Raw genomic sequence first — 19,961 nt, 5'->3', positions numbered from 1 at the left:
CATGGCTTATTCCGGCCCCTTTGCCTATGGCGACCGCGTGCAGCTTACTGACGCCAAGCGGCGCCACTACACGGTCATCCTTGAAGAGGGAGGCCAGTTCCACTCCCACAAGGGCATAATTAACCACGATGACATCGTGGGTATGGATGAGGGTTCGGTTATTGAGTCCACCCTTGGCTCCTCCTTCCTGCTGTTCCGCCACCTGATGGTGGACCATGTGCTGTCCATGCCGCGCGGTGCCGCGGTGATTTACCCCAAGGATGCGGCACAGATCTTGGTAGAGGGCGATATTTTCATGGGCGCGCGCGTGCTCGAGGCCGGTGCCGGTTCCGGTGCGCTATCCATGTCTTTGCTGCGTGCCGTCGGCCCAGAAGGCCATGTGTATTCCTATGAGGTGCGCGATGATCACCTTGAGTATGCGGTGGATAACGTGAAGGAATATTTTGGCGAGCAGCCGGAGTGGTGGTCGCCGCGCCTTGGTGATCTGGCAGACGTTACCGCTGCAGACCTGGGTGGGCCGGTAGACCGCGTTATCCTCGACATGCTCGAACCATGGGAACACTTGGAGACCGTGCGCGATCTCCTCATCCCAGGTGGCGTGTTTATGACCTACGTGGCAACGGTGCCACAGCTAATGAAGGTCATGGAAGGCATTCGTGAACTCAAGTGCTTCACTGAGCCCAAGGCATGGGAATCGCTGGTGCGTGAATGGAAGGTCGAAGGCCTAGCTACCCGCCCAGAGCACCGCATGAATGCGCACACCGCCTTCCTCATCTGGACTCGCCGCCTGGCCGATGGTGTCACCCCACCACGCCCGCAGCGCCGTGCCCGGAAGTAGGGCCGCTTTAACGCCCAGAATTTAAAGCGGAAGTGCCCTCTTTCGCTGCCCGCGCCGCGTTAGAGTAGTGGGCATGGATGAAGCCACGGACTATAAGCGGCAGGTAAGCCAGCTTGCCGCCCGCAATCAGAAGTTGGCGGGCTTATTAAAAGAATCGCGCGTGAAGCTGGAGCAGCTTTTTGCCGAGCTCAACGCGCTGGCTGAGCCGGCATCGACCTACGGTGTTTTTCTAGGTTATTCGCCGAACCACAGCGAGGTGGGAACCACCGCGGACGTCTATACCAATGGCCGCATTATGCAGCTTAAGGTCTCGCCTAACGTGGAACCAGGCAGTCTCTCGGCCGGCCAGCAGGTTCGCTTGGGCGATGGCTTCGTGGTCGTGGAAGGGTGCCCGCCTGAGCGTACAGGCGAGCTAGCAACGGTGGTGGAGCGCCTCAGTCAAGACCGCCTGATAGTGGCAAATTCCTCTGGTGAGGAAAAGGTAGTGCTGCTAGCCCAAGCACTGCGCGAGGATACCCGGGTGTCGGCAGGCGAGGTAGTACTCGTGGATCCCAAAGCTGCCATCGCACTAGAAAAGGTGGAAAAGACTGAAGTCACCCAGCTTTCTTTGGAAGAGGTCCCGGATGTGCGCTATGAGGATATCGGCGGGCTGGACGAGCAGATTTCCCAGATCCGCGATTCCGTAGAGCTACCGTTTATCCATCCCGACCTCTATCACCAATACGAGCTACAGCCGCCTAAGGGCGTGCTCCTGTATGGCCCTCCAGGGTGCGGTAAGACGCTTATTGCCAAGGCAGTAGCCCACTCTTTAGCCCAGCAATTAGGCAGCGACGGCACGAGCTACTTCCTCAATATCAAGGGCCCAGAGCTGCTCAATAAGTATGTGGGGGAGACGGAACGCCGCATCCGCCTCATTTTTGAGCGGGCCCGCGAATTGGCCCAGCTCAGCGCTGACCGGCCAGTGGTCATCTTCTTCGATGAGATGGAATCGATCTTCCGCACTCGTGGCTCGGGTGTGTCCTCCGATATGGAAACCACGGTTGTTCCCCAGCTGCTCACGGAGCTCGATGGAGTTGAGAGCCTGTCCAATGTGATCGTCATTGGCGCTACCAACCGCGAAGAACTCATCGATCCCGCCATCATGCGCCCCGGCCGGCTTGACATCAAGATCCGGGTTAACCGCCCGAATAAACAGGGGGCCCGAGAAATTTTCGCCCGGCACTTCACCGAATCCGTCCCGCACCAGGGCGCGTTGGACGAACTCATTATCGCCGCGGTGGATGAGCTTTATGCCGATCGCCCCTTCGTACAGCTGCACTTTTCCAGCGGGGAACGGGAAATATTGCATTACCGCGACTTTGTCTCCGGCGCAATGATTGCCAATATCCTCTCGCGGGCCAAAAAGCTGGCTATCAAGGACGCTCTCCGGTTGCGTGCAGGCAGCGAGCAGGCGGCAGGTGGGGACCACGAGGGCATCGCCAAGCAACACTTGCTCGATGCCATCGCAGCCGAGCGCGCCGAGTCCGAATATGTACCTACCTCCACCAACCCGGAGGAATGGACCAAGATCATTTCCCAAGACCATTCCGGTGCCCGCGTGGAACGGGTGGAGTTATTGACCACAAGGAGGAGCGCATGAGCCGCATTGTAGGTACCGAAACCGAGTACGGAATTGCGACCCCAGAGCTACCGGAGTACTCACCTATTATTTCTTCCACTCACGCGGTAGTAGCTTATGCCGCGATGCACACAGGGGCGCGCTCACGCTGGGATTTTGCCGAGGAACACCCGCTGCGCGATTCCCGCGGTTTTGATCTCAAGCGCTACCAGACGGTGCCCGTAGTCGACCCGAATGCCATCGGAGTAGCCAATGTGGTCACGGCTAATGGCGCGCGCTTTTATGTTGACCACGCGCACCCGGAGTATTCCGCACCGGAATGCACTAATGCCTGGGAAGCTACGCTTTATGACGCCGCAGGGGACGCCACGCTCCTGCAAGCGGCTGCGGCCGTGGCGGGGCTGAGCGCGCAAGGAAAGTCCGTTCTTGCCAACCACGAGCCCTGCCCAGCCCTGCGTTTTTATAAAAATAACGTGGATGGAAAAGGCGCCTCTTATGGCTCTCATGAGAACTATCAGTACTCCCGTGAAACGGACTTCGACACCATGGCGCAGGCCCTCATCCCTTTCTTCGTTGCTCGCCAGGTAGTCATCGGCGCCGGGCGCATGGGACGCGGCGAGTTTGGTGAAGAGCCAGGTTTCCAGATCTCCCAACGCGCTGATTATATTGAGCAAGAAATCTCGCTGGAGACCACCCTCAACCGCGGCATTATCAATACCCGCGATGAGCCGCATGCGGTCCATGCTGACTTCGGCCGCCTCCACGTCATCATTGGGGACGCGAATATGTCGCAGACGTCTACATTGCTCAAACTGGGGATGACCTCTCTGGTGCTCGATGCCATCGAAGAGGGCGTGGACTTCAGCGACCTCCGCCTGCAGGATGCTGTGGCGGAAGTCCCACGCGTGAGCCGCGATCTTAGGCTTCAGCATCGGCTCACGCTTGCCGACGCCCGCCAGCTCACCGCCCTAGAGCTCCTTGCCGAATATCGCGCACGCGTCACCCCACGCACACCCACCGATCACAAGGTCCTCGCGGCCTGGGACGAGGTAGTTTCGCTACTGGAGAAAGACCCGATGCAGGCCGCACACCTGCTGGACTGGGTGGCAAAGTATCGCCTGATTAAGGGCTATCTCGACCGCGGCGTCAATCCAGACGACCCCAAGCTGCGGCTCATAGACCTGCAATACGCGGAGATTGACCCAGCCAAATCGCTTCACCACGCTCTAGTGCGCAAAGGCCAGATGCGGCAGCTTTTTAGCGCCGCCGAAATTGAGCGTGCTTCCAGCTGTCCGCCGGAGGACACCCGCGCTTATTTCCGCGGCCGAGTAACGCAGAAATTCGGCGAGAACATCATTGCCGCAAGCTGGCAAAGCCTCACCGTACGAGTAGGGGAGGGCACCGACGCACCGTGGGCCACAGTCCCCATGGATATCGCCACTGGTCTCACTCAGGCTGAATGTGGAGAGATGATTGACGCCGCCGACACGGTCGAGGATCTTCTCCAAAGACTCACTGACAGCGAGATCCACCCCGAGTACCGTAATTAACAACCACGAATTAAAGCAGGATCCACAGAAAGGATTTCCCACCTATGTCCACTCACCAGTCTCAGGTCACCGGCGGTAATGGCGGCGATAACTCCGCTGGCGACGAGGAATTTACCTCCACGCAGCTCAGCATCAATACAACCGGCACCGATGAACTCCTCGATGAGATCGACGGGCTACTAGAAAATAACGCCGAGGAATTCGTGCGCTCCTATGTCCAAAAGGGCGGGCAGTAAGGGTGAGTGACCAGCGCCCTGTCTTTGCCCGACGCATCATGGGCATTGAAACAGAATATGGCCTAACTACCAGCGCGGGCTCGAAGGAACGGACTCTGAGCCCCGATGAGGTAGCGCGCGTGCTTTTCCGGCCCATTGTCCAAGAGCATTCCTCCTCCAATATTTTTTCTACCAATGCCAGCCGCCTCTACCTCGATGTCGGTTCCCACCCCGAGGTAGCCACCGCCGAGTGCGATAGTTTAAGCCAGCTTTTAGCCTATGAATGCGCCGGCGATGCCATTGTCAACCGGCTTGGCGAGCAAGCAGAGCAAACTTTCGCCGCTGAGGGCCACCCGCGTGCGGTGTACCTTTTTAAAAACAACGTGGACTCGGCTGGCAATTCCTTCGGCTGCCACGAAAACTATCTCATCAGCCGCCATATGGTCCTCAAGGACTTGGGCCTTGAGCTCCTGCCGTTCCTCATCACCCGTCAGCTCATCTGCGGCGCCGGCATGGTCCAACCCGCTAAGGGCGATAAGCCCGCCCAATTCCTGCTCTCGCAGCGTGCGGACCAGGTGTGGGAAGGCGTTTCTTCTGCTACCACCCGTTCGCGTCCCATCATCAATACCCGCGACGAGCCGCATGGCGATTCCAAACGCTTCCGCCGCATGCACGTCATCGTGGGAGATTCCAATATGGCCGAGCCAACTATGGCGCTGAAAGTAGGTTCAACGCTGCTCATTTTGGAAATGTTGGAGGCCGGATTTGAGCTGCCGAAATATGAGATCGAAAAGCCGATTCACCATATCCGCGCTATTGCGCGCGATATGACGGGATCGACCGAACTACCACTTAGCGGAGGTGGATCAGTCACCGCGCTGGAGGTGCAACAGCAGCTCTGTATGCGCGCAAGCCAATGGCTGGAAGAAAGGGAAGACGCTGGTACCCCTACCTCCGAAATGCGGCGCGTAGTTGATCTCTGGCAACGCACCCTGCGCGCCATTGAGACCCAAGATTTTTCCGAAGTGGACAGGGAAATCGACTGGGTCATTAAACTCGCCCTGCTTGAGCGCTACCGTGCGCGGCTCGGTGGGCAGTGGGACCACCCTAAGCTGGCCCAGATTGATATGACCTATCACGATATCCGTCCTGGACGCGGGCTCTACCATGTACTGCTGCGCAAAGGTCTTATCGATCGCTGGATTGAGGATTCTGATATTGAACGCGCGATGGACACAGCGCCGGCGACCACGCGCGCTGCGCTGCGCGGCCAGTTCTTGGCTACCGCGCGTAACTGTGGCGCCAATGTCACCGTTGATTGGACGCGGCTGAAAGTCAATCGGCCCGAACCGCGAACCGAGGAACTTTTGGATCCCTTCATTGCCCACGATGAACGAGTCGATGCATTGCTAGACTATATGCGTTCACACCACAGCTAGATCCACCATAGAGTCATATCAGGGAGACAACACAGCACGTGGCAGCACACAACCCCACGCCCAAACGGCATGATGAGGCGGTAGAAAGGCTCACCAACCTCTCCTTCGCGCTACAAGGCGCGGCAAACTCCGGCGGTAGCCCTGATCGCAGCGCTGCATGGATTCGTCGCCACGTTGCCGGGTACGGCGATAAGTCGGGCGAGGCTTTTGCCAAGTCCTTGGCGCGCGATATAGCGACCCTCCAACGCGCTGGGGTGCCCATTGTGCATTCCGGTGGTGAGGATGGCGCGCGCTACCGTCTTGACGCGAGTAGTTACCAGCTACCGCCGGTGGAATTTTCTCCGGAAGAGGCCATGGTTTTAGGCATAGCAGGGGGAATGGGTACCACGGGAGGCTTAAGCGATTTCTCTTTATCTGGGTGGACCAAGATTGCCGCCAGCGGCGCCTCGCGCAACCTTTCCGGCGCGCCGGTGTACACAGCAGTCAATGACATCACCCGCCTCGCCCCGGAAGTTATTACCTCTGTCCTCGCTGCGGTGCGCAACCGACTGCGCATTACTTTTTCCTACCGCGCAAACCCGGCCGCTAAGCCAGTACGCCGCGTGATGGATCCTTGGGGAGTGGTCAACCGTGATAGCCACATTTACATCGTGGGTTTCGATGTGGACCGCGGCGCCCCACGTGTCTTTCGTGCGCTTCGTGTCTCCGATATCAAACGCTCACATCATCCCGCAGAACACACCGTCCCAACAGAGACCTTGCAGGCCTTGGTAGAGCGCGCATTGCAGCGCGGAGAAAAGGTAGACGCGCGGCTTATTATTCCGGTGGGAAAGGCACAGGAGTTAATGGATGCGGGCGAGAAGCAGCCTGATGGCACAGTAATGCTGCGCAACGTGGATAAGGATTGGCTCGTGCGCACAGCGGCCGGGTACGCGCCAGAGGTACAGGTGGTCGAACCTGGCGGGGTGCGCCAGGAGGTCATTTCTCTTCTGCGCGCCGCCGCGCAACGGCAGGAAGGACGCTAGCTATGGCCGATGCATCGCAAAAGCTCCAGGCGCTCGTGCGCTCTTTGAACCTGATTCCTTACTTTAAAAATCACCCCGACAAAACGCCCATGGAAGCGGCTACGGATTTGGGAATGGAGCCCGGTGAGCTGAAGGAGGCCCTCGATCGTCTATTTTGTTCCGGCACGGGCCGCAATACTGAAGATCTCATTGATCTCAGCTTCAGCTACCGCGATGGGGTAACCATCCACAATGATCAAGGCTTAAGCCAAGCTCTGCGCCTTACCCCCACCGAGGCCGGCGCCTTGCTCCTTACCTTAGAGTCCCTGCAGGCCATGCCGGGGCTTATCGATGCCCACGCGGTCGAATCCGCCGCTGCTAAACTGCGCGGCATCATGGATGAAAAGACTGCAGCTATCTACGATTCGCTGTCTACTCCAGCCCCTGAAGAAACGGATATTCAGGCGCTTTTGACCCAAGCGGTCAATGAACGAAAGCGGGTGCGGCTGCGCTACTGGAGTGCTTCGTCTAATGCAGAATCCGAGAGGCTAGTGGATCCGGCGCGCATATTCATCGTTGATTCTGAGCCGTACCTGGCGGCATGGGAAGAAGCAAAGCAAGCCCATCGCACCTTCCGGATCGACCGCATTAGGAACGCTCATATGGAAAAAGAGCAGGCGCAGCCGCACCTGAAGGACCTCGATTTTGATGCCGCTTCACCCTTTAATTTGGGCAACGCGGACACCGTGAAATTAGCAATTCACCAAGAATTCACGTGGCTGGCCGAATACTACGATATGCGGCTGGGCGAAGACCTGGGAAATGGGGAAATAGCTGCAACGATGCCTATGGGATCAGTAGATTGGCTTATTCGCTTTGCCTTGGGTCAAGCTGATAGGTTGCGGGTAGTGGCTCCTCAATCCGTGGTTAAGCTCATTGCGGAACGAGGAAACACCGCTTTGAGCGGCTATACTCAATAGCCAGTTACTTGCCCGTTAACTGCGCCCGCCCGCTGGAAGATTTTCCGGAAGTACCGCTGCCCGGCATGCTGGCGCACTAGTTGAAAGAGGTTTCTCCATGAGCCTAGGACCTATGGAAATCGGCCTAATCGTTCTCGTTATCGTCTTGCTATTCGGTGCAAAGAAGTTGCCGGATCTGGCACGTTCCATGGGCCGTTCCATGCGTATCTTCAAATCTGAGGTTAATGAGATGCAGTCCGAGGATACCCAGCGTTCCCAGGCGCAGGCACAGCTGAACCAGAAGCAGCAGTCCGATGAGGAATTCTGGAACCGACCAGACATGCAGCCGGGCCAGCAGAACCACACCAACCCTCAGCAGTAAACGCCCCCAGCCCGTCGTTGCGCGAACACCTCTACAGCGCGCGGATATGCCCTCGCAATCCGCGTAGCAGGGAAGTGTTCGCTTCTTTGCGTTGAAAGAGCCACACTGATGTCGCCACAGTCACAGCCTGTTTCTGCCCCGAAGGCAAGCAAGAACGTGAAGGGGAAGCTGCGGTTTTCCCGTAAGCCGAAGAACCCTACCGGGGAAATGACCTTGGTGGAGCACCTGCAGGAGCTGCGCCGCCGCGTCATCATCGCCGTTTTAGCGGTGGTCGTCGGCGCCATCATTGGCTTTATCTGGTACCAACGCGCACCGTTCGGTATCTCCCCGCTGGGTGAGATCCTCCGCGAGCCCTATTGTGCGCTGCCAGCAGACAAGCGCGCCTCTTTCAGTGCGGATGGCGAATGCCGTCTTTTGGCCACCAGCCCTTTTGAAATGCTCCTGCTGCGCTTGAAGGTAGGCGCTCTGGCGGGCACCGTATTGTCCTCGCCGGTGTGGCTATATCAGATTTGGGCCTTCGTAGTCCCTGGCCTCCATAGAAATGAGCGTCGCTACACCTTGAGTTTCGTCTCTGCCGCAGTGGGACTATTCGTTGCTGGCGCCGTGCTCGCGTATTTCATCCTGTCCGTTGGGCTGGAATTCCTCATGGGCATCGGTGAAGAGTACCAAACAGCAGCGCTGACAGGTGAACGCTATTTCTACTTCCTTTTGGCATTGCTGCTGATATTCGGCATCAGCTTTGAAATTCCCCTGCTCATTGTGTCGCTCAATCTTATTGGCGTGCTGGAATATGAGCATGTCAAGGACAAGCGGCGGATCATTATTGTCGTCGTGATGATTTTCGCCGCCTTTGTTACCCCGGGCCAGGATCCCTTCTCAATGGTGGTTTTGGCTGGATCGCTCATCCTTCTCATCGAGATTGCATTCCAGTTCTGCCGCATCCACGATAAGCGCATGCAACGCCAGCGCCCCGAGTGGATGGACCTTGACGACGAGGCTGCTTCACCGCTTGGTGCCGGTCCAGACGCTGTTGGAGGGCCTACTCCCGTCGCGGCGCCAACCCAGGTACACCCTTCGCCCGCTCCTTCTCAGCCGGTTTCTCAACCAGTCCAGCAGGCACAGCGACAGCAGCCGCAGACGTGGACCACCGGCGGCACCGGGACTTCGTCGAACAGCGGCGGCTTTTTCGACGATGTCCTCTAGGCACGGGTAGCCTGGGGAGTCATGACTGAAACTCATCTGGATTATTTTTCTGCAGCCCTGCCATACCCCTTGGATGAGTTCCAGGTTAAGGGATGCCAAGCCGTGGAAGACGGGCACGGTGTGCTGGTGTGCGCGCCGACCGGCGCCGGCAAAACCATTGTGGGCGAGTTCGCAGTATCGCTGGCATTAAGCCGAGGTACCAAGTGCTTTTATACAACTCCCATTAAGGCGTTGAGCAACCAGAAGTATCACGACTTGGTGGAAGAGCACGGTGAGGAAGCCGTCGGCTTGCTCACCGGTGATGTATCGATCAACTCCGATGCAGAGATCGTCGTTATGACCACCGAGGTGCTGCGCAATATGATCTACGCAGAATCCGCAGCACTAGATCGCCTTACCCATGTGGTCATGGATGAAATCCACTTTTTGGCTGATGCTTCGCGCGGCGCAGTGTGGGAAGAGGTAATCCTCAACCTGGCAGACCATGTCTCCATCATTGGTCTATCTGCCACAGTGTCCAATTCGGAAGAATTCGGCGATTGGCTTTCCACTGTGCGTGGCGATACCAACGTCATCGTTTCCGAACACCGCCCAGTTCCGCTCGACCAGTGGATGATGCTGGGACGTAAGATTTATCCGCTTTTCGAGCCCGAATCCGGCGGACAAGTCAACGCCGAGCTAGAGCGTAGAATCCAGCGCCTCGAGGCCGGCGATACCGATGACGGTCGCGCAGACTATAAGTCCGGCAAGGGCTTTCGCGCCCGCGCCCGCCACAAGGGCGGTGGTCGTAGTGAATTCCGTGGAAGGGGAAGGGGACGCTCCGGTGCTTCTCGCCAGCAGGATCGCTATCGCCCCTTGGGCCGTCCGGAGGTACTGAAAGTACTCCAGTCCCAAGACATGCTGCCGGCCATTACCTTCATTTTCTCCCGCGCTGGCTGCGATGGCGCGCTCTATCAGTGTCTGCGCAGCCGCATGGTGCTTACCTCCCAAGAAGAAGCGCAGCAGATCAAAGAAATCGTCGATGCTGGTGTAGAAGGTATCCCCGAAGAAGATCTACAGGTCCTAGACTTCAAGCGCTGGCGCGAAGCCCTTTCCCGGGGCTTCGCGGCACACCATGCAGGTATGCTGCCGGCCTTCCGGCACATCGTGGAAGACCTCTTCGTACGCGGCCTCGTCCGCGCCGTCTTCGCTACCGAAACCTTGGCTCTCGGCATCAATATGCCGGCGCGCACCGTGGTGCTAGAAAAACTCATCAAATTCAATGGTGAGGCCCACGTTGATCTCACCCCCGGCCAGTACACGCAGCTAACTGGCCGCGCGGGGCGTCGCGGCATCGATACCTTGGGCAATGCAGTCGTGCAATGGGCCCCCGCCATGGATCCGCGTCAAGTAGCCGGCCTTGCTTCCACCCGCACTTACCCTCTCATTTCTACCTTCGCTCCAGGCTACAATATGGCAATCAACTTGCTGGGCATGCTTGGGTTCGAAGACTCTCTTCGGTTGTTAGAGAAGTCTTTTGCCCAGTTCCAAGCGGATGGCTCGGTGGTGGAAGAAACCCGTGAAATTGAGCGCGCGGAACATCGAGTACGCGAGCTGCGCAGCCAGCTGGATGATGCCGTGGCGTCGCTAGCACCTCCTGCCAAAGACGGGGAAGATCCCGCCGAGGTACTGATGGACTACGTCCGCCTGCGCCGCGAACTCAGCGCTGAAGAAAAGCAGTCCAAAATCGATAGCGCTAACCAACGCAACCAAGAGGTTATTGCGGTTCTGGGGCGTCTGCAGCTAGGTGATGTTATCGCCATGCCCGGCAAGAAGCGCCCTATTCTCGCTGCGGTTGTCACGCCCGCTAACCAGACCGCGGATCCCCGCCCGTGGATTACCACGGAATCTGGGTGGTCTGGTCGGATCGACGCCGCCGGGATCAATAATCCTCCCATTCAGGTGGGGCGCATTAAAGTGCCGAAGCCGGTACGCAAGAACCCACGGCGCAATACCCGTTACGTGCAGGATGTCTTGCGCCGTGAGCACTTCGATCGCCCCAAGCGGATGAAGTCGCAGCCCCGTACTCGGCCCAATAAGCGGGTAGGGCAGTTGCGCGATCAGCTACGCGCTCATCCCGCGCACGAGTGGCCGGCTACTGATCGCGAGCAGCTGGCGGGCTTGGCACAAAAGCTCGCACGGCGCGAGCGTGACCGAGACAAGCTCCAGTCCAAGGTAAATAAGGCTACAGATACTTTGGGCCGCACCTTCGAGCGCATCGTTGACCTTCTGGCAGAAATGGACTATGTCGAGTTCACCGGGGTAGGTTCCGAACGCACGCCCGTAATTACTGAGGAAGGCGAGCGTCTAGCCAAGATTCACAGCGAATCCGATCTGCTCGTGGCACAGTGCTTGAAGCGCGGGATTTGGGATGAGCTGGATCCTGCCGAGCTTGCCGGCGTTGCTTCTTTGTGCTGTTTCGAAAACCGCAAGGCTACCAGTGGGCAGCCAGAAGCAGCTACCGAGCGCATGGCCGATGCCATGAATGGCACGTGGCGCGTTTATACCGAACTCACCGCCGATGAGCAGCGCCACCGTCTGCCGCCTACCCGTGAGCCGGAGGCTGGTTTCGCCCTGGCCGTCCACCAATGGGCAGCCGGTGCCCCCTTGGGCTATTGCATGGCTGCCGCTAATGAAGCCGGCGCCGAACTTACCCCCGGTGATTTTGTCCGCTGGTGCCGGCAGGTCATTGACCTCCTGCAGCAGGTGGCGAAGACCGGTTATGACGGCGAGATTCAGCGCAATGCCCGTCGGGCTATCGATGCCATTCAGCGCGGTGTGGTAGCCATCGGCGCCTAGAGGCCGCGGCTTGGGCGAGTAGACTCTGGGACATGACTGTTACTCAGACTTTTTCCGCTGATGTCTACGCCCAGCGCCTGCAGGCCGCCCAACAGGCCGCTAAGGACAAGGACATCGATCTACTCCTCATCGGTACGGGTCCAGACTTTGCCTATCTCACTGGCTCCTGGGTTTCCTCGCACGAGCGCCTTACCGTTTTGGTCGTGCCGCAGCAAGGCAATGCGTGGATCGCAGCGCCTAATACCGATATCACCGATATCAAGGCGGCTCCAGTAGGAGAGCTGGATGTAGAGCTAAGGAGTTGGAACGACGGCGATAATCCCTATGAGCTAGCACTAGATGGTGCAGGCGCTGCTCTAAACAATGTGGCCCTGGGGCAGTCGCTGACTGCAGACCACGTCCTGCGTTTTCAGGATCTAATCCCACAAGCCAATTATCAGTTGGCTACCTACGCGCTGGCGGAGCTTTTTACCCGCAAGGATGAAGCTGAGATTGCTGAGCTGCGCAAGGCTGGCCAGGCCATCGATGCGGTCCACGCACAGGTACCAAAACTCCTCCAGCCGGGCCGCACCGAGGCGGAGGTGGCTCAGGAATTGGAAGAGCTCATCTTGCAAGAGCACACCGTTATCGATTTCGTGATTGTCGGCTCGGGCCCGAACGGCGCCAACCCGCACCATAGTTTCTCGGACCGTGTGTTAGCGGAGGGCGAGCCAGTCGTCGTCGATATCGGCGGCACTCTGCCTTCCGGTTACCACTCCGATTGCACCCGCACCTACGTGGTCGGCGGGGACGTTTCCAAGGCACCGCAGGACTTTCAGGATGCTTATGCCGTGCTTGCCGACGCCCAAGCAGCCGCCCGCGCTGCAGCCCACCCCGGTAGCATCGCCGCAGAGATCGATGCCATTACCCGCAAGGCAATCGCTGCAGCCGGCTGGGGCGACAACTTTGTCCACCGCACTGGCCATGGCATCGGCCTATCCACTCACGAAGAGCCGTTCATTATGGAAGGCAATGACCTCACATTGGAAGAAGGCATGGCCTTTTCCATTGAGCCGGGCATCTACGTGGAAGGCAAGTGGGGCATGCGTTTGGAGGATATCATGGTGCTTACTAGCGATGGCTACGAGTCCCTTAACCTAGCTCCGCGTGAAGTCCGTTAAATGGCTGGCGTACTAATCCTCGGTGGCCGCAGTGATATCGGCGGCGAAATAGCTCGGCGGGTGGCTCCCGGTAAGGACATCGTGCTCGCTGCTCGTGGCACCCATGGAATGGACGGTAGAGAACAGCAGTTGCGGGCGGCGGGCGCGCGCAGCGTGCACTTGCTTGATTTCGACGCCGCAGATTTTCCGTCCCATGCTGGCGTTGTCGATCGCGCGATAGAGCTAGCAGGACCTCTGGAGATTGCGGTTGTAGCCTTTGGCATCCTGGGTGACCAGGAGCGAGCGGAACGCGATGCTTCCCACGCGGTCGACATCGCCAAAATTGATTACGCGGCGCAGATTTCCCTGCTCACCTTGGTTTCTGAGCGCATGCAGCGCGGTCACATCATCGCGTTTTCTTCGATCGCAGGGTGGAGGGCCCGTCGAGCGAATTACGTCTACGGTTCTACCAAGGCTGGTCTTGACGCCTTCTGTCAAGGTTTGGCCGACAAGCTGCACGGCAGTCGGCTAGGACTCATTACCGCACGCCCCGGCTTCGTGATTGGCAGCATGACAGAAGGAATGAAACCGGCGCCGCTTTCGGTGCGTCCAGAGGATGTGGCCGAGGCCGTGGTCAGCTGCATAGACCACGATGCACGGCGCGGGAGACCGCGTTCGCGCACCATCTGGATCCCCAGAGCTCTACAGGGCCTAGCGTGGATCATGCGCCTCGTGCCGCGCCCAATCTGGCGGCACATGCCACGCTAGAGTCTGCGATCCTGCTAGTGTGCGCGGAGCAGTGGGGAGTTGATGTCGAAGATGAATCCACGCGGGGCGAGTACGCGCAGAACCACCTCGGCACCGCCCTCAGCGATATTGTGAAAGACTAATCCGCCCCAAGGGGTGACGGTGATGTCTACTTCCAGCTGCCCAATGAGCTGTGCAAACTCGGCTGGAATTGCGCCTTTATGAACGCCTGCGCCCAGATCAACGATGCCCGCAGGCAGATGCTCATCCAGCCAGCCAATGGGGCCGGGTTCTGCCAGGGCGGAGCTTGTGTGTTCCTCGGCCTCCGCGCACTGGAGTGCTTCCTCATAATGACGGGCGGCTGCGTGTGGGGTAAGTGGGGCAGTAGGGGTGTCGACAAGCGGGGAGCGCCCAAGGTACAAAGAACCATCCTTGTCGATGTTTAAGCTCACACCAGCGGCACCCGCGGGCAAGTTATCCTCTTCCGCGATGACTGCAAGACCTGGCCCACCTTCTACCGCACCCAGTTCAGCCGCAATGTCTTGGGCCGCCTGCTTGGCCGCTGCCGATAGGGGTGAGGCCAGCACCGGCACCGTGGCGGCATGTAGATGCAGGCCCTGGAGCCGCCGCTTAAGCGCCTCCGCATCCGTAATTCCGCGCAGCTCGATGGCAGAAAACCGGTCGATGTACACAAATCCATCCGCGCAAGCACTGGCGCATTCTGCCAAAGTTGCCCAATCTGGGGCGTGGGTGCTGCCGCCGGCAACGTGGATGCGGGTGCACGTGCCGTACTGAGGGTCGTCGAAAAGCGCAGGAGTAAACATGCGCACCAGTTTAACCTGCCGCGGCTGCAGCATAGTTCACGAGTGTTGCCAGCGCATTTTCAGTCTGCCTCGTTAAACTGAGGCCATGCCGTTTTTCTATTTTGCTCTCTACATGGTCGCAGAAACCCTGACTTTCTGGGCCGTATCCACATGGATCGGTGTTGGTTGGGCGCTAATCGCGCTCTTTGTCACCATGTTTTTCGGAATGTCCATCGCCGGCATTGAAGTCCGGCGCTTGATGGGAAAGCAGGTCGAGCGCACAGGAGACGGCACTTACGTTGTCCGCGGCGGCAATATGGGCAAGACTGCCAGCAACGTAGGTCTTACCTTGGTAGGCGGCATGTTGCTCTCCTTGCCTGGCTTCCTAACCACGATTCTCGGCGCCCTACTTATTTTCTCGCCCACCCGTGCAATCATCCGCACAGTTATGGCAGCGTCTTTGTACCGCAAGATCGAGAATATGGGTGTCAAGATCTACGAGGCAACCCCGATGGCGCAGCAGCATGACACGTATGGCGATTTTGGCTCCTTCGGCCGCGGACAAGCCGCACACAGCGGGCACCCGAGTACTCAGGACGCTGGCCCACATGAGGTCTTGGATGAGGAAGAGATTCGCCGGTGGACTGAAAACCTAGATCCGGATGACTTTGGCCCTGCCGGTGGCGAGACTAAGGGCGGCAAGAGCTAGTGTTGCCTATCCTTGCCCGCCTTTTAGTGGCGGGCCTTTCTGGTCTGCTTACTTATGCCGCCCTTGAGCCCCGCGGCTGGTGGTGGGCCGCAGTCGCAGGCATGGGCTTGCTCTATGTGAGTTTGATGCCTTGGGGAACTAGGCACGTCTCCGCCCGTCTGGGCGCACTACTCGCGGTAGCGCATTCACTCGTGCTCTATCTTCTCACCTTGCCCTGGATCGGTGAATTGGTGGGAAGCGGGCCGTATATTGCGTTGGCAGTATGGCTTGCGGTTTACGCCATCCTATTGGGCTTTGGCGGCGCCGCGGTGGCACGGTGGAAGTACGGTTTTATTGTTTTCCCGTTCGTCTACCTCGCGGTGGAGGTGCTGCGTTCTTCTCTACCTTTCGGTGGTTTTTCCTGGGTCAAACTGGCTTGGGGGCAAATCGACGGGCCGCTAGCCAAGCTAGCGCCGTGGGGTGGCACCTCGCTTATCACCGTCGCCACAGTACTGTGTGGCTGCGGAATCGCCGCCCTGTTGTTTCACCGCAGCTGGACGGTCAAGGGTATCGCCCTTGCAGCAGCTATCCTGCCCCTAATAACGGCGACGGTGGCAGGATTGGGCATCAACCGAGACGACGCTACTATTGGCGAAGCAAAGGTTGCGGCAATCCAAGGAAACGTGCCTCGCATGGGCCTAGATTTTGCTGGGCAACGCCAAGCGGTTCTCAATAATCATGTGGCTGAAACGAAGAAGCTGGCCGCGCGCGACAAGGACATCGACCTTGTCATCTGGCCTGAAAACTCATCCGATATCAATCCTTTCCATGACGGTAGGGCAGCCGCGGCAATCAGTGGTGCCGTTGATGCGATTGATGCCCCCGTTCTGGTTGGCACCGCTACGCGCGATGACGTGGGCGCCCGCAATACCATGCAGGTCTTTGCCCCTGGCCACGCGGTAGGGGACCACCACTATAAGAAGTACCTGCAGCCTTTCGGTGAGACCATGCCCATGCGGGATTTCTTTGCCAAATTTTCTGACTACGTGGATCTTGCCGGGGACTTCAAACCCGGCGATGGTCCAGGTGTGGTTTCCATGGCGGGCGTGCCGGTAGGCGTGGCAACGTGTTACGAAGTCTCCTTCGACAACGCCTTTAGAGAATCGGTCAAAAATGGCGCACAATTGCTGACTACGCCAACCAATAACGCCACCTTTGGCTACTCGGATATGACTTACCAGCAATTGGCCATGAGCCGGCTGCGTGCGATGGAGACAGACCGTGCCGTGGTGGTGGCGGCAACCTCTGGAGTATCTGCCATTGTTCACCCCGATGGCCGCGTCAGCCAGTCCACGGAAATTTTTACGCCGGCCGCTCTCGTGGAGCAGTTGCCTTTGCGTAGCGGCGAGACCTTTTCCGTTAGGTTTGGTTCGCCCCTGCAATGGCTCATGGTTATTATTGGAACAGTCTGCGCACTGGTAGCTTTGCGCACAAACCGCCTGCGACGCACCCCGCGCCGCTCCGGCACAGATACATACGTAGGAGCATAAACACTGTGAGCACGCTTGAAGCCTCGACCTTGGTCATCATCCCGACCTACAACGAGATCGAAAACCTACCTCTCATTACTGGACGCGTCCGCGCGGCGGTCCCAGAGGTGCATATCCTCATCGTGGACGATAACTCGCCCGATGGCACCGGCGACAAGGCCGATGAGTTCGCAGCGCAGGATGACCATATCCACGTTCTCCACCGCGAAGGCAAGGGTGGCCTGCTAGGCGCCTATATCGCTGGCTTTGAGTGGGGCTTGGAGCGTGATTACCAGGTACTGTGCGAGATGGATGCAGATGGCTCCCACGCGCCGGAGCAGCTGCACTTGCTGCTCGAAGAGGTAGACAAGGGTGCGGACCTAGTTATCGGCTCCCGCTATATTCCGGGCGGCGAGACCGTCAACTGGCCGGCTTCTCGCGAGTACCTTTCCCGTTTGGGCAATATCTACATTTCCGTGGCGCTGGGCGCTGGTCTGTCCGATATGACCGCCGGTTATCGTGCCTTCCGCCGCGAGCTCCTCGAATCCATTGATTTCGACGAGCTATCCAAGGCGGGCTATATCTTCCAGGTGGATCTGGCTTTCCGCGCGGTTAAGGCCGGCTTCGATGTCCGCGAGGTTCCTATTACCTTCACCGAGCGCGAATACGGCGAGTCCAAGCTTGATGGTTCCTTCGTGAAAGATTCCCTGCTGGAGGTAACCAAGTGGGGCGTTGCCCACCGCACGGAGCAGCTGCAGGATTTCGGCGGCGCCGTATCCAAGCTGGTCAATCGTGAGGTCAAGGATGGCTCCATTCACGATCTAGGCGTGCAGGCCCGCAAGGGCGCCGGCTGGGCATCTGACTTCGCCGGGGAAATTGCTCACCTAGCAAAGCACCAGATTGCACAGTTGAAGAAGTAGCCCATGCTTCAACGCTAAAGGCCCGTACCGTCCCTTAGTAAAATTAAGGAGGTACGGGCCTTTGTCTGCGGCAGAACCTTATGAGTTCTTTTGCTGCTGTTCCTGCTGCTCCTTTAGCAGGCGGGCTGCGGAACGGCGACGGGAGCGCAGGTGGTTAATGCGCTCTTCTAGGAGCTCGTCCAGCTCCTCAATGGAGCGGCGCTCACGCAGCATATCCCAGTGGGTACGTGGCGGCTTAGCCGGCTTAGACTCAACGCCTTCACCTTCTACAAGGTGGCCTAGCTTGCCGTTTTTGCACATCCATTCCTCAGGGATTTCAGCATCATCCGCAAAAGGCACCTCATAAATCTCGCCGTCTTCGGTGCGGTACTTCACCATTTGGCGCGGTGCGAGGTCGTGGTCGCGGTCGGTTTCGTAGCTGACTGCGCCCATACGGCTGCCACGGAGTACGCGATCTGCCATGCAACATCATCCTTTTCAAAGAGATCCCTGATTGAGTGCGAAGCAAAACTTCGCCTAAGAGCTACTAATTATAACGAACACCCTCGCGCCTTTGTTCCCAGCCCGCCCAAAATGGACTAAAGTGTATCGGGTGATCCGTACAGCTAGTCGTGAACGCAACGTCGGTTCCTGCCAGTGGTGTGGGAAGGACATTGATCAAGGCGGTAGAGGGCGGCCACGGAAGTTTTGCAGCGCCTCGTGCAAACAGCGGGCGTATGAGCAAAGAAATAATGTTAGTGGCACGGGTATTCCCGCTAACGCTGTGATCCTTACTCCGGAGAAGGCAGAAAGTTTGCGCGACGGACTTTTTGAACTACGTTGTTCCGCAGAAGATATCAATACCGCCGCGGAGGAAGGTGCTAGTGCGCAGGAGCTTGCCGGTTTGTGCGAAGAGCTTGTAGCCCTGGCCCGACGCCTAGAAGGACTTCGATAGAAGATGAAAAAGCTTTTTTATAACCGCAAGCTCGTCATTACCATCTTTGTGGTGCTCATTGTATTGCTCACCGCCGTGGCCATTGGCCCTATGGTGTATTCGCTTCTCAAGGGCGCCGGTGTAAAAACAGAGCCTATTTCCGCCGATGGAGCTAAGGCTGCGTCTACGGAACTAGATGGATCCTGGCAGGTTGCCAAGGGGCGTGCTGATAATCATACCTCGGTTGGTTTTACCTTCAATGAGATCCTACCTGCAGAAAAGACCACTACATCTGGTTCGACTACTGAGGTAACCGGTCAAGCAGAAATTTCTGATTCCACCCTCAAAACCGCGACGGTCACCGTGGATATGGATGAGTTGTCTACGGATAAAAAGGTCCGCGACCAAAATATGAAGTCCAAACTCTTTGAGACGCAACTTTTCCCAGAGTCTTCCTTTAAGCTCACCAAACCCGCTTCGCTTGCCGACGTCCCAGATGACGGCACCATTGGCACGGTAAAGCTCACCGGTGACTTGACCATCAAGGATGAGACACACGAGGTTTCCCAAGACTTTGACGTTCTCCGCGACGGGGATAACATCGTCATCGGCGGCACCGTTCCAGTTAATCGCCTTGATTATGGCGTAGAAACCCCGGAAATGTTGGCCGCAAAGGTTGAGGAAAAGGGCGAGGTCAATCTTCGCATTTCCTTCAAGAAGGACTAATAAGGACGAGCCTATGAACACCCGCCAAATGATCCCGTTTATGTGGCTGCGCCTTCTTATAGTCATCGGCTTTACCATTTTCGTAGCCGTTCAACACATGTGGGTCATCGTAGCGATTTCTGCCTGCTTGGCGCTTTTGACTATATGGCAGCTGTGGAGTGCTTACCGTAATCGTTAAATAAGACATCCAAAGCGAGCGGTAGTTGCCCCGAATATCGTCAATGTGACGTTATATGGTGGTGTGGTTGCATACTCCAGTGGGGGTGCATTTTTGCCAAAATCCACCCGTCTGACCACCCATCGGGAGCCACACGCCATAGATGGCTGGCGCCCGTGGCACGGAGGGGCTCAATAGTGCTTAATAGTTAAGGCGCCTGGCGTCGCAGAGGCAGACTGCATACCGGCGGCCCTCAATAGGATTAGTCAGCCAGCTTGGCGGACCAGTGGCCA

General features: G+C 57.9%; 20 protein-coding genes. 18 read left to right on the top strand and 2 right to left on the bottom strand.

The window, feature by feature from the left end:
- The first annotated feature begins 1 nt into the window (after position 1).
- The 12 genes from WMQ00_RS03280 (at position 2) to WMQ00_RS03225 (ending at position 13,953) form a co-directional block, all read left to right on the top strand.
- Complete coding sequence (locus tag WMQ00_RS03280; protein WP_023021551.1) at positions 2-838, top strand: tRNA (adenine-N1)-methyltransferase; 837 nt, start codon at positions 2-4, stop codon at positions 836-838.
- A gap of 73 nt (positions 839-911) precedes the next feature.
- A complete protein-coding gene (arc, locus tag WMQ00_RS03275; protein ID WP_049378142.1) occupies positions 912-2,477 on the top strand; it encodes a proteasome ATPase in 1,566 nt (521 codons plus the stop codon).
- On the top strand, positions 2,474-4,006 hold the full coding sequence (gene dop, locus WMQ00_RS03270) for a depupylase/deamidase Dop (RefSeq protein ID WP_049378141.1): 1,533 nt from the start codon (positions 2,474-2,476) through the stop codon (positions 4,004-4,006). Before arc ends, dop begins: the two co-directional genes overlap by 4 nt.
- Before the next feature lie 44 nt (positions 4,007-4,050).
- Complete coding sequence (locus WMQ00_RS03265; protein WP_023021554.1) at positions 4,051-4,242, top strand: ubiquitin-like protein Pup; 192 nt, start codon at positions 4,051-4,053, stop codon at positions 4,240-4,242.
- A gap of 38 nt (positions 4,243-4,280) precedes the next feature.
- A complete protein-coding gene (gene pafA / locus WMQ00_RS03260; RefSeq protein ID WP_193393080.1) occupies positions 4,281-5,660 on the top strand; it encodes a Pup--protein ligase in 1,380 nt (459 codons plus the stop codon).
- Positions 5,661-5,698: 38 nt separating this feature from the next.
- Positions 5,699-6,685, top strand: a complete 987-nt coding sequence (locus tag WMQ00_RS03255) for a helix-turn-helix transcriptional regulator (protein WP_023021556.1) — start codon at positions 5,699-5,701, stop codon at positions 6,683-6,685.
- A 2-nt stretch (positions 6,686-6,687) separates the two neighbouring features.
- On the top strand, positions 6,688-7,644 hold the full coding sequence (locus tag WMQ00_RS03250) for a helix-turn-helix transcriptional regulator (protein WP_049378140.1): 957 nt from the start codon (positions 6,688-6,690) through the stop codon (positions 7,642-7,644).
- A 97-nt stretch (positions 7,645-7,741) separates the two neighbouring features.
- Positions 7,742-8,005 (top strand): Sec-independent protein translocase subunit TatA, encoded by a 264-nt coding sequence (gene tatA / locus WMQ00_RS03245; protein ID WP_023021558.1) that lies wholly within the window; start codon positions 7,742-7,744, stop codon positions 8,003-8,005.
- A 108-nt stretch (positions 8,006-8,113) separates the two neighbouring features.
- On the top strand, positions 8,114-9,208 hold the full coding sequence (tatC, locus tag WMQ00_RS03240; protein WP_340440664.1) for a twin-arginine translocase subunit TatC: 1,095 nt from the start codon (positions 8,114-8,116) through the stop codon (positions 9,206-9,208).
- 21 nt (positions 9,209-9,229) lie between these two features.
- The gene (locus tag WMQ00_RS03235; protein ID WP_259824520.1) at positions 9,230-12,046 is read left to right on the top strand and encodes a DEAD/DEAH box helicase; all 2,817 of its coding nucleotides are present in this window, start codon (positions 9,230-9,232) and stop codon (positions 12,044-12,046) included.
- 32 nt (positions 12,047-12,078) lie between these two features.
- Complete coding sequence (locus tag WMQ00_RS03230) at positions 12,079-13,206, top strand: M24 family metallopeptidase (RefSeq protein WP_340440663.1); 1,128 nt, start codon at positions 12,079-12,081, stop codon at positions 13,204-13,206.
- Positions 13,207-13,953, top strand: a complete 747-nt coding sequence (locus WMQ00_RS03225) for an SDR family oxidoreductase (RefSeq protein WP_023021562.1) — start codon at positions 13,207-13,209, stop codon at positions 13,951-13,953.
- A 14-nt stretch (positions 13,954-13,967) separates the two neighbouring features.
- On the opposite strand, the gene WMQ00_RS03220 is transcribed toward WMQ00_RS03225, so the two are convergent.
- Positions 13,968-14,756, bottom strand: coding sequence for a precorrin-3B synthase (locus tag WMQ00_RS03220; protein WP_340440662.1), 789 nt, complete (start codon positions 14,754-14,756; stop codon positions 13,968-13,970).
- Between the two features lie 85 nt (positions 14,757-14,841).
- Here WMQ00_RS03220 and WMQ00_RS03215 point away from each other — a divergent pair, with 85 nt between their 5' ends.
- The 3 genes from WMQ00_RS03215 to WMQ00_RS03205 are packed head-to-tail and all read left to right on the top strand — an operon-like array spanning position 14,842 to position 17,872.
- Complete coding sequence (locus tag WMQ00_RS03215) at positions 14,842-15,444, top strand: FxsA family protein (protein WP_023021564.1); 603 nt, start codon at positions 14,842-14,844, stop codon at positions 15,442-15,444.
- Entirely contained in the window at positions 15,444-16,973 is a 1,530-nt protein-coding gene (lnt, locus tag WMQ00_RS03210; RefSeq protein ID WP_023021565.1) for an apolipoprotein N-acyltransferase, read from the top strand. Before WMQ00_RS03215 ends, lnt begins: the two co-directional genes overlap by 1 nt.
- 5 nt (positions 16,974-16,978) lie before the next feature.
- On the top strand, positions 16,979-17,872 hold the full coding sequence (locus tag WMQ00_RS03205; protein ID WP_023021566.1) for a polyprenol monophosphomannose synthase: 894 nt from the start codon (positions 16,979-16,981) through the stop codon (positions 17,870-17,872).
- Positions 17,873-17,950: 78 nt separating this feature from the next.
- On the opposite strand, the gene WMQ00_RS03200 is transcribed toward WMQ00_RS03205, so the two are convergent.
- Positions 17,951-18,334 (bottom strand): RNA polymerase-binding protein RbpA, encoded by a 384-nt coding sequence (locus WMQ00_RS03200; protein WP_023021567.1) that lies wholly within the window; start codon positions 18,332-18,334, stop codon positions 17,951-17,953.
- 130 nt (positions 18,335-18,464) lie between these two features.
- Here WMQ00_RS03200 and WMQ00_RS03195 point away from each other — a divergent pair, with 130 nt between their 5' ends.
- Genes WMQ00_RS03195 through WMQ00_RS03185 form a run of 3 tightly spaced genes read left to right on the top strand, consistent with a single transcriptional unit; the run spans position 18,465 to position 19,689 of the window.
- A complete protein-coding gene (locus tag WMQ00_RS03195) occupies positions 18,465-18,806 on the top strand; it encodes a hypothetical protein (RefSeq protein WP_034655353.1) in 342 nt (113 codons plus the stop codon).
- Between the two features lie 3 nt (positions 18,807-18,809).
- Positions 18,810-19,511, top strand: a complete 702-nt coding sequence (locus WMQ00_RS03190) for a YceI family protein (RefSeq protein WP_023021568.1) — start codon at positions 18,810-18,812, stop codon at positions 19,509-19,511.
- Positions 19,512-19,524: 13 nt separating this feature from the next.
- Complete coding sequence (locus tag WMQ00_RS03185) at positions 19,525-19,689, top strand: hypothetical protein (RefSeq protein ID WP_023021569.1); 165 nt, start codon at positions 19,525-19,527, stop codon at positions 19,687-19,689.
- Positions 19,690-19,961 lie beyond the last annotated feature (272 nt).

Origin of the sequence: Corynebacterium sp. KPL2825, from assembly GCF_037908445.1 — a bacterium.
Classification (GTDB): Bacteria; Actinomycetota; Actinomycetes; order Mycobacteriales; family Mycobacteriaceae; genus Corynebacterium; species Corynebacterium kefirresidentii.
This window is presented reverse-complemented; position numbering and strand designations above follow the sequence as displayed.

What these genes read in the sequence shown, in the direction of transcription:
- WMQ00_RS03280 (WP_023021551.1), top strand. Translation starts at nt 2, where the DNA reads ATGGCTTATTCCGGCCCCTTTGCCTATGGCGACCGCGTGCAGCTTACT.
- arc (WP_049378142.1), top strand. Translation starts at nt 912, where the DNA reads ATGGATGAAGCCACGGACTATAAGCGGCAGGTAAGCCAGCTTGCCGCC.
- dop (WP_049378141.1), top strand. Translation starts at nt 2,474, where the DNA reads ATGAGCCGCATTGTAGGTACCGAAACCGAGTACGGAATTGCGACCCCA.
- WMQ00_RS03265 (WP_023021554.1), top strand. Translation starts at nt 4,051, where the DNA reads ATGTCCACTCACCAGTCTCAGGTCACCGGCGGTAATGGCGGCGATAAC.
- pafA (WP_193393080.1), top strand. Translation starts at nt 4,281, where the DNA reads ATGGGCATTGAAACAGAATATGGCCTAACTACCAGCGCGGGCTCGAAG.
- WMQ00_RS03250 (WP_049378140.1), top strand. Translation starts at nt 6,688, where the DNA reads ATGGCCGATGCATCGCAAAAGCTCCAGGCGCTCGTGCGCTCTTTGAAC.
- tatA (WP_023021558.1), top strand. Translation starts at nt 7,742, where the DNA reads ATGAGCCTAGGACCTATGGAAATCGGCCTAATCGTTCTCGTTATCGTC.
- tatC (WP_340440664.1), top strand. Translation starts at nt 8,114, where the DNA reads ATGTCGCCACAGTCACAGCCTGTTTCTGCCCCGAAGGCAAGCAAGAAC.
- WMQ00_RS03235 (WP_259824520.1), top strand. Translation starts at nt 9,230, where the DNA reads ATGACTGAAACTCATCTGGATTATTTTTCTGCAGCCCTGCCATACCCC.
- WMQ00_RS03230 (WP_340440663.1), top strand. Translation starts at nt 12,079, where the DNA reads ATGACTGTTACTCAGACTTTTTCCGCTGATGTCTACGCCCAGCGCCTG.
- WMQ00_RS03225 (WP_023021562.1), top strand. Translation starts at nt 13,207, where the DNA reads ATGGCTGGCGTACTAATCCTCGGTGGCCGCAGTGATATCGGCGGCGAA.
- WMQ00_RS03220 (WP_340440662.1), bottom strand. Translation starts at nt 14,756, where the DNA reads ATGTTTACTCCTGCGCTTTTCGACGACCCTCAGTACGGCACGTGCACC.
- WMQ00_RS03215 (WP_023021564.1), top strand. Translation starts at nt 14,842, where the DNA reads ATGCCGTTTTTCTATTTTGCTCTCTACATGGTCGCAGAAACCCTGACT.
- WMQ00_RS03200 (WP_023021567.1), bottom strand. Translation starts at nt 18,334, where the DNA reads ATGGCAGATCGCGTACTCCGTGGCAGCCGTATGGGCGCAGTCAGCTAC.
- WMQ00_RS03190 (WP_023021568.1), top strand. Translation starts at nt 18,810, where the DNA reads ATGAAAAAGCTTTTTTATAACCGCAAGCTCGTCATTACCATCTTTGTG.
- WMQ00_RS03185 (WP_023021569.1), top strand. Translation starts at nt 19,525, where the DNA reads ATGAACACCCGCCAAATGATCCCGTTTATGTGGCTGCGCCTTCTTATA.